Below are 8,695 nucleotides of genomic sequence, written 5' to 3' on the forward strand. Positions count from 1 at the left end.
CGGATGTGACTGACATATCGCATTCGCGAGCAAGCCCGCTCCCACAGGTTTGTGTACACCCCGAAATTCTTGCGAGAACCCTATGAAAAACGACAACCTGCGCGCCGACCGCGATGATCTTGATGACCTGGACCGCTTTACCCCCCGCACGCCGGCCAAACGCGGCGGCAACCTGGTCATGCAAGTGGCGACCGGCGTGTTTCTCGGCGGCCTGGCGCTTTGGCTGGTGCAACTGGGTGCCACGGCGCTCTACGCCAAGCTGATGATGGGCACGATCACCTTTGGTGGTTAGGTCGGCCGTCAATCGCCGATAAACCGCCGTCTGTCCCGTGAAATCTGTCCGTTTGCTATCTGGCGCTTGACTTCTCTTTTTGAATCAGTAACATAGCCGGCATTCCGCGATAGCTCAGTTGGTAGAGCAAGTGACTGTTAATCACTGGGTCCCTGGTTCGAGTCCAGGTCGTGGAGCCAGATACAAAAAACCCGCCTGATGGCGGGTTTTTTCGTTTTCGGCTTCCGCTCATACCTGAGATTTCACCGTCTGCTTCGGCAACTCCCCGAATCGCTGCCGATAGTAATTGGCAAACCGCCCCACGTGACCGAAGCCGAACTCCAGCGCCACCTCCGTCACGCTGCAATGCGGCCGTGCCAGAAGGAATTCACGGGCGGCCTCAAGGCGCAATCCCCGCAAGCGGTCCATCGGGCTTTGACCGTATTCGCGCTGGCACAAAGTGTTCAGGCTGCGAATGCTCACTCCAGCGGCAACCGCCAGTTCAGACAGGCTGATGCCTTGGGCAAGATGCTCACGCATGCAGGAATCGATTTTCTGCAACTGACGCGCAGGCAGACGCGGCGCCGGCGATGGCTCCTGCGCAGCACCGCAATGACTGAGCAGAAACAGCGGCAGGCTTTGCTCCAGATGCTGCAACCAGCGTGAAGGCGTTGCGCCCGCCTCGCCTTCGGGCAAATGCTCGAGCAACTCGCTGACCAGCCGAAACCAGCGTATCGCCAGCGGCCGTTGCAGGCGACTGACCGGCGCTAAATCGAAGCCCTCCGGCAAATCATCCCCCAGCGCTCTCTGCCCGGCGGCGAGCAATGTCCGCGGCAGTTTGAGGATCAACTGCTCGCAGCCCTCCTCCCACACCACCCGTGCCTGCTCGCGCGGCGACAGGATCGCCACTTCCCCGGGGCTGACGCCATAGCCCATGCCGTCGGATTCCAGAGTGGCGCTGCCACGCAGCGGCATCTGCACCAGCACGAAATCCTCGAACGGCCGCGGGCGGATTTCCACCTGGCCGCCATAGCGCAGCGCGTACAGCTCACAGCTGGCGACCTGACCGCGATAGAACGCGGTATCGACGCCGCCCTTCGGCCAGTCCAGTTCATGCTCCACCAGCGCCTGCCCCATCAAGCGCTGGGTTTCCTGGGCCGAACGGCTGGTGAACACCGGCTCGCGGCACATCAGCGACAGGTTCAGGCCCACGCTGTTAGCGGTGGCCGCGTGCAAGGTCGTCATCTCACAACGACCGGTTGCGACGGGCTTCGCTACGTTGCAAGGTCGCGCTGGGGGTTTCATTGAACAGTTTGCGGTATTCGCTGGCGAACCGGCCCAGGTGCGAGAAACCCCAGCACATGGCGATCACCGAGATGTTGCGCACCGACGCGTCCTCAAGAATTTCCTGCCGCACGGCGCTCAGACGAAATTTCTTCAGGTAAGCCATGGGCGACACGCCGAAGTGCTTGCGAAAGCCTTCGAACAGCTTGAAGCGCGACACACCGGCCGCCGCCTCGATGTCTTCCAGGTGAATGTCTTCACGGGCGTTGCTTTCGATGAAGTCCTTGGCGCGCACCAGGTAGTACGGCAGCTTGGCGCCCAGTTGGTCGCGCAGTTCGGCGCTGTAGTTGTTGGGCTGGGAAAGGATCAGGCCCTTGATCAGCGCGCTTTCGATATCCCGGGTGAAGAACACCTGATTGAACAGCTCCTGGCCGCGCTCCAGTTCGTCGATGTAATAACGGGCCATCCGCCACCAGGAGGCCGAGGCGCCGTTGACCGCATCCATCACCGGCTCGAATTTCAGCGGCATTTCCAGCGGCCGCTGCAGCATGCCTTCCAGGGTCTGGCGCATGGCCATGCGGGTGATCACCACGGAGATCTTGTGGCAGTCACCGGCCATGGTCAGCGACTGGGTTTCGTGGGGCGTGATGATCAGCCCCTGATCCTGGTTGGAGTACAACCGGCGACCGTCCTTGAGCAGCTCCTGCTCGCCGCGAATCGGCAGGCTCAAGCTGTAGCAATTGAGGTGTTCGGCATCCTCGACGCCGATGGTCACGTCCGTGCCGTATTCCATCCGGCCCAGGGTCGTGGACATGGACTTGAACACATTGGCCTTGTGATGAAACTGGATCCGGTTCGGCTGGCGGGTCTGCAGTACGTGCGGTCCGCAAATGCCGGCCATCCATGCACGGGCACCGGCCAGGTCGTAGCGATCTATACGGATATCTCGAAATTGGACAAGGTTTGGATCGGTCATATCAGTACACCCACGGCAAGGGACATCGACACGCTCTTCGGCGCGTATTTACATTGAAGTAGCAAGGGCTATGCCCAGCCGGCACGAACAGGCGATATCCGCATTTTTCGGCTACGAATCGCAAACTATCTGGATATCGAACGCGTTGTACGGCATTAACGCGCACAGCAACGGTGCCAAAAGTGGTCGATCACCGGGAAAAACGCTACCCGGCACGTCACTCAGCGCACAAACGCGTTCGATTTCGGGGCGGGGGCGTTACCAAAATTTCCAGGTGTAGGTGGTGATCAGACGATTCTCGACCCAGTCATTGCCGTGACTGAACTTGGAAACGACGTTGCCGGCCTCCACGCCCACGCCCTTGAGCGGGCCGCTTTGCACCACGTAAGACAGCACCAGATCGCGCTCCTGCTCAGCCGCCTGACTGAGGTTGTCGCCACGATCGATCGAGGTACCCTTGAAGTATCGGGTCATGAAGTTAAGACCCGGCATACCGAGGGCGGCGAAGTCGTAGTCGTAACGGACCTGCCAGGATTTTTCGTTGGGCTTGATGAACCCCACCCGCGACCAGTTCACCAGGAACGGCTGCGGCACATAACCGCCCAGGGTCGGGAAGTTGCTGTCGCCAAGCATGCGCTGATAGCCGACGCCGAACCGGTGCCCGCCCTTTTTCAGCGTGGTCATGGCGCCCCAGGAACGGTTGTCGATGTCGCCGTACAGCGCCTCGCCGTCCTCGCTGTTGTTGAAGTAACGCAGATCGGTCTTCAGCCCGTAACCGTCGCCCAGATCCGCCAGATGGGTGATGCCCAGATAGTGCTGCTGGTAGATGTCTTCCAGTTGCGCATAGAAGTAGCTGCCGGTCAGCGAGGGAGTGAAAGCGTAGCTGGCACCGGCGAGGTTCATGCCGTCACTGCCGCGACGCACGCCGGAGCCGGTCTGCAGGTACAGCTTTTCGTAGTTCGAAGAGTTACGCGCGCCGATCTCGGTCAGGCGTCCTGCAGTCAGGGTCAGGCGATCAACGTCCTTGGATTCGAGCAAGGCACCGCGATAGGTCGTCACCAGTTGCCGCGAGTCATCCATGATCACCACCGGCAAGAGCGGTCGCAGCTCGCCGACTTTCAGCTCGGTTTTCGAATAGCGCATTTTCAGCGTCACACCGCCTCGGCCGTACTCGTCGGCCTGCTCCTGACGGCTCTTGCTGTACGGGATGATGGTGTCATCGCCACGCCCGCCACCGCCGTCCAGTCGAAAGGCGTACTGCGCCTCCGCATCCAGGCCGAACTGCAACGTGCCTTCGGTGTAGCCGGAGGCGAAACGCAGGTCGAAGCCCTGGGTCCAGCTGCCCACCCGCGATTGCGGCGGGTTGTCCTCCTTGTAATCCCGGTCGATGTAAAAGTTGCGGGTGCCCAATGTCAGCTTGCTGTCGCTGACCACATCCGCCTGGGCCAGCAAGGGCGTCAACAGCCCGACCGTTTGAACTCCCCGAACTAACCAATCTTTGTGCAACATATTATTTCTTCCCCTGCCGCGTAGTTGGCAACACATAAATGGAAGGCACTTTCGGTACAGAACCAAAGACCATTAGCAATGGCAGTTTCCAGTGACCTGCAGCGAGACACTCTGGTGGTGCTTCGGTTGAAATTAAGCCGTAACAAGTTCGTCACCGGCTATCCCGTTACTGAAGGACAAATAGCCATTTGCTCAGCCACAGGATTGCGCACCAGCCAGTAATTACGGGGCATGAGCCGCCATTAGCCGGATATCGGCGCTTATTTTCCGGATGGGTTTCCACTACTAATCGGATAGACCCTGTCGGGCACCACGTCATTAAATGAAGACGTGAATTAGCCCATTGGCCGAGGACTGGGAAATGACAACTGCACGAAGTGTCGAACAGTGGAAAAGTTATATTGAAAGTTGCCTGGACTTTCGCCCGCAGGACGGTGTTTATCGCATTGCCCGCGATATGTTCACCGACCCGGAACTGTTCGATCTGGAAATGGAACTGATTTTCGAGAAGAACTGGATCTACGCCTGCCACGAAAGCGAGATCGCCAATAATCACGACTTCATGACCATGCGTGCCGGCCGCCAGCCGCTGATCATCACCCGCGACGGCGAAGGCCGCCTCAACGCCCTGATCAACGCCTGCCAGCATCGTGGCACCACCCTCACCCGTGTCGGCAAGGGCAACCAGTCGACCTTCACCTGCCCCTTCCACGCCTGGTGCTACAAGAGCGACGGCCGCCTGGTGAAGGTCAAGGCACCGGGTGAATACCCCGAAGGTTTCGACAAGGCCACTCGCGGCCTGAAAAAAGCCCGGATCGAAAGCTACAACGGCTTCGTCTTCGTCAGCCTCAATGTGGACGGCACCGACACCCTGGAAGACTTCCTGGGCGATGCCAAAGTGTTCTTCGACATGATGGTGGCGCAGTCGCCCACCGGTCAGCTCGAAGTGCTGCCGGGCAAGTCGGCCTACACCTACGACGGCAACTGGAAGTTGCAGAACGAGAACGGCCTGGACGGTTATCACGTCAGCACCGTGCACTACAACTACGTGGCCACCGTGCAGCACCGCCAACAGGTCAACGCCGAGAAAGGCGTGAGCGCCAGCGACACCCTGGACTACAGCAAGCTGGGCGCCGGCGACAAGGAAACCGACGACGGCTGGTTCGCCTTCCACAACGGTCACAGCGTGCTGTTCAGCGACATGCCCAACCCCGCCGTGCGCCCGGGCTACGCCAGCATCATGCCGCGCCTGGTCGAAGAACACGGCCAGGGCAAGGCCGAATGGATGATGCACCGCCTGCGCAACCTCAACGTCTACCCGAGCATGTTCTTCCTCGACCAGATCAGCTCGCAGCTGCGGATCATCCGCCCGCTGGCCTGGAACAAGACCGAGATCAACAGCTTCTGCCTGGGCGTGGTCGGCGAGTCGGATGCCGATCGGGAAAACCGCATTCGCCAGTTCGAAGACTTTTTCAACGTGTCCGGCATGGGCACCCCCGACGACCTGGTGGAATTCCGTGAAGCCCAGCGCGGTTTCCAGGCCCGCCTGGAACGCTGGAGCGACATTTCCCGTGGCGAAGGCAAGTGGGTCGAAGGCCCTACCCGCAACAGCGAAACCATCGGCATTTCTCCGGCCCTGACCGGCACCGAGTTCACCCATGAAGGCCTGTACGTCAACCAGCACGCCAACTGGCAACGCTTTTTGCTCGAAGGTCTGGCGCGCAAGGCGGCCGAAGAACAACCGTTGAAACTGCGTGAGGTGTGAACATGAATTCGCAACTGCAATACCGCGTCGAGCAATTTCTCTACCGTAATGCCGAGGCCTGCGATGCCCAGGATTGGGACAGCTACCTGGACATGTTCAGCGATGACAGCGAGTTCCACCTGCCGCAATGGGATTCGGAGCACGTCTACACCACCGACCCGAAAAAAGGCATGTCGCTGATCTATTACCCCAACCGTGGCGGCCTGGAAGACCGGGTGTTCCGCATCCGCACCGGCAAGGCCGCCTCGACCATTCCGATGCCGCGCACCCTGCACCTGATCAGCAACGTGCGCATCGCGCCGCTGGCGGACGATGAGCTGGAAGTGCGGGTCAACTGGAGCACCCAGTACTACCGCATGCAGACCGCCGAGCAGTTCTTCGGCCGCGCCACCTACCGCCTGCGCCCTGACGGCGAGAGCTGGAAGATCGCCCGCAAACACGTGGTGCTGCTCAACGACACGATCAATTCCGTGCTCGATTTTTACCATCTCTGAACCCTGCGGATTAACGCTCATGACGTACAAGGTCGCCTTCAGTTTCGCCGACGGCAAAACACTCTTCTGCAACGTGCAGAACAACGAAATCCTGCTCGACGCGGCCCTGCGCAGCGGGATCAAGATTCCGCTGGATTGCCGCGAAGGGGTTTGCGCGACCTGCCAGGGCCGCTGTGAATCCGGGCAGTACACCCAGGACTACGTGGACGATGAAGCGCTGTCGGTCAGCGATCTGGCCGAGCGCAAGGTGCTGACCTGCCAGACCCGCGTGCAGTCGGACGCCGCCTTCTACTTCGACTTCGATTCCAGCCTCTGCGGCAGCAACGGTCCGAGCAGCCTGCAAGGCACCGTGAGCGAGGTGCGTCAGGTCTCGCCGACCACCGCCATCGTCCATGTCGAAGTGGGTGATGCGGGCGCGGCGCTGGACTATCTGCCGGGCCAGTACGCCCGTCTGCAAGTGCCGGGTACCGAGCATCGGCGCTCGTATTCCTTCGCCTGCGCGCCGGGCAGCAGCAACCTGCAGTTCCTGATTCGCCTGCTGCCCAACGGCGTGATGACCGACTACGTGCGCGATCGCTGCCAAGTCGGTGACGTGATCCACATGGAGGCGCCGCTGGGGGCCTTCTACCTGCGCCACATCGACCGCCCACTGGTGATGGTCGCCGGCGGCACCGGGCTGTCGGCGTTCCTCGGCATGCTCGACCAGATCGCCGAACGCGGTGGCTGCGGTCATCCGGTGCACCTGTATTACGGCGTGCGCGAAGCGGCGGACCTGTGCGAGGTCTCGCGCATCGAGGCCTATGCCGCGCGCATTCCGGGCTTCCGTTTCACCCCCGTGGTCAGCAGCGCAAACCCTGACTGGCCGGGCAAGACCGGCTACATCGCCGAGCACCTGGAACTGGCCGAACTGCGTGACCAGCCCGTCGACCTGTACCTGTGCGGTCCGCCGCCGATGGTCGAGTCGATCAAGGACTGGCGCCAGCAGCACGGCCTGGAGCAAAGCCGCCTTTATCTGGAGAAATTCACCGAAAGCAACAGCTGACGCAGCACCCCATAACAACAATCAATCGGCCCGTCCGAACACAGAACACTGCCCTCATCGATATCCACCGTGCGTTGGCACGACCTACTTCATAGGCCGCCTCATGAAAAACCTGGTATTGCGTGCATGTCTGGCAACCTCCCTCTGCGCGGCGACCGCTGCGCAGGCTGTGGAGCCTGTCCGAATCGGCTTCATCACCACCCTCTCCACGCCCGCCGGCTACCTGGGCGAGGACTCGCGTGACGGCTTTCAGCTGGCGATCGATCAGGAAGGCGGCAAGCTGGGTGGCGTGCCGGTGCAACTGATCGTCGAGGACGACGGCCTGCAACCGGCCAAGGCCAAACAGATCGCCGATCGCATGAGCCTGGACGGCGTCTCGCTGTACACCGGGGTGATTTTTTCCAACGTGCTGGCGGCCGTGATCAACACCGCCACCAAGGATGGTTTCTACGTCAGCAACAACACCGCGCCTTCGACCCTGGCCGGTGAGAAATGCATGGCCAACTACTTCGTCGGCTCCTACCAGAACGACACCCCGCACGAGATGGCCGGTGTCGCCGCCAACGAGCTGGGCTACAAGAAGATGGTGATCCTGGCGCCCAATTATCAGGGCGGCCGCGATGCACTGGCCGGCTTCAAGCGCACCTTCAAGGGCGAAGTGACCGAGATCTACACCAAGCTCAACCAGCTGGACTTCTCGGTGGAACTGGCCCGCGTGCGGGCGCTGGCACCTGATGCGATCTTCCAGTTCCACCCGGGCGGTGGCGGCATCAACTTCGCCAAGCAATATGGCGGTTCGGGCCTGTCGGCGCAGATCCCGATGGTGGTGCCGGTGTTCTCCATGGATGAACGCATGCTCGCTGCCACTGGCGATGTGGCCAAGGGCACCAACGTGGTCACCCTGTGGAACCCGCAATCGGACAACCCGGCCAACCAGGCCTTCGTCAAAGCCTTCACCGAGAAGTACAACCGCACCCCTACGGTGTATGCCGCCCAGACCTACGACACGGCGCGGCTGATCGGCGCCGCCTTGAAAACCTCGCAAGGCAACCTGAAAGACCAGGCGGCGTTCCGCGACGCGATGAAGAACGTCAAGTTCGACTCCATCCGTGGCGATTTCAGCTTCGCGCAAAACCAGCACCCGGTGATCGACTGGTACCTGCTGCAAGTGCAGGCCGGCGCCGACGGCAAGCTGGTGGAAGTGCCGATCAAGACCCTGGCGACCCGTCACGTCGACAGCTACGCGGCTCAATGCTCGATTTGACCGATACCTGACTGTAGGAGCGATGAGGACATTGTGGCGAGGGGGCTTGCCCCCGTTGGGCTGCGAAGCGGCCCCAAAAAATGGGACTGC

The 8,695-nt window shown here is 61.0% G+C and carries 8 protein-coding genes and 1 tRNA gene; 6 read left to right on the top strand and 3 right to left on the bottom strand.

The genetic code is table 11. From position 1 onward, the window contains the following. Positions 1-82: 82 nt before the first annotated feature. Entirely contained in the window at positions 83-292 is a 210-nt protein-coding gene (locus ACW9JE_RS25830) for a hypothetical protein (RefSeq protein ID WP_457434343.1), read from the top strand. Between the two features lie 103 nt (positions 293-395). Continuing rightward, a tRNA-Asn gene (locus tag ACW9JE_RS25835) sits at positions 396-471 on the top strand. A 49-nt stretch (positions 472-520) separates the two neighbouring features. Here the strand turns inward: ACW9JE_RS25835 and ACW9JE_RS25840 are convergent. From ACW9JE_RS25840 to ACW9JE_RS25850, 3 genes are all read right to left on the bottom strand, one after another. Beyond that, on the bottom strand, positions 521-1,516 hold the full coding sequence (locus ACW9JE_RS25840; RefSeq protein WP_457434344.1) for an AraC family transcriptional regulator: 996 nt from the start codon (positions 1,514-1,516) through the stop codon (positions 521-523). A 1-nt stretch (position 1,517) separates the two neighbouring features. Beyond that, positions 1,518-2,531: an AraC family transcriptional regulator gene (locus tag ACW9JE_RS25845; RefSeq protein WP_224535574.1), complete on the bottom strand. Its 1,014-nt coding sequence runs from the start codon at positions 2,529-2,531 to the stop codon at positions 1,518-1,520. A gap of 258 nt (positions 2,532-2,789) precedes the next feature. After that, positions 2,790-4,040, bottom strand: a complete 1,251-nt coding sequence (locus tag ACW9JE_RS25850; RefSeq protein ID WP_224535577.1) for an OprD family porin — start codon at positions 4,038-4,040, stop codon at positions 2,790-2,792. A gap of 361 nt (positions 4,041-4,401) precedes the next feature. Between ACW9JE_RS25850 and antA the strand changes: the two genes are divergently transcribed. The 4 genes from antA to ACW9JE_RS25870 all read left to right on the top strand — a co-directional run bounded on the left by antA (position 4,402) and on the right by ACW9JE_RS25870 (position 8,605). After that, positions 4,402-5,805 (top strand): anthranilate 1,2-dioxygenase large subunit, encoded by a 1,404-nt coding sequence (gene antA, locus ACW9JE_RS25855; RefSeq protein WP_457434346.1) that lies wholly within the window; start codon positions 4,402-4,404, stop codon positions 5,803-5,805. A gap of 2 nt (positions 5,806-5,807) precedes the next feature. Further along, positions 5,808-6,299 carry an anthranilate 1,2-dioxygenase small subunit gene (antB, locus tag ACW9JE_RS25860; RefSeq protein WP_224535581.1) on the top strand — a complete coding sequence of 164 codons (492 nt, stop codon included), beginning with the start codon at positions 5,808-5,810 and terminating at the stop codon, positions 6,297-6,299. 19 nt (positions 6,300-6,318) lie between these two features. Beyond that, a complete protein-coding gene (gene antC, locus ACW9JE_RS25865; RefSeq protein ID WP_457434347.1) occupies positions 6,319-7,341 on the top strand; it encodes an anthranilate 1,2-dioxygenase electron transfer component AntC in 1,023 nt (340 codons plus the stop codon). A 103-nt stretch (positions 7,342-7,444) separates the two neighbouring features. Then, a complete protein-coding gene (locus ACW9JE_RS25870; protein WP_457434348.1) occupies positions 7,445-8,605 on the top strand; it encodes an ABC transporter substrate-binding protein in 1,161 nt (386 codons plus the stop codon). The last annotated feature ends 90 nt before the right edge of the window (positions 8,606-8,695 follow it).

The organism is Pseudomonas sp. SDO55104_S430 (assembly GCF_054070595.1).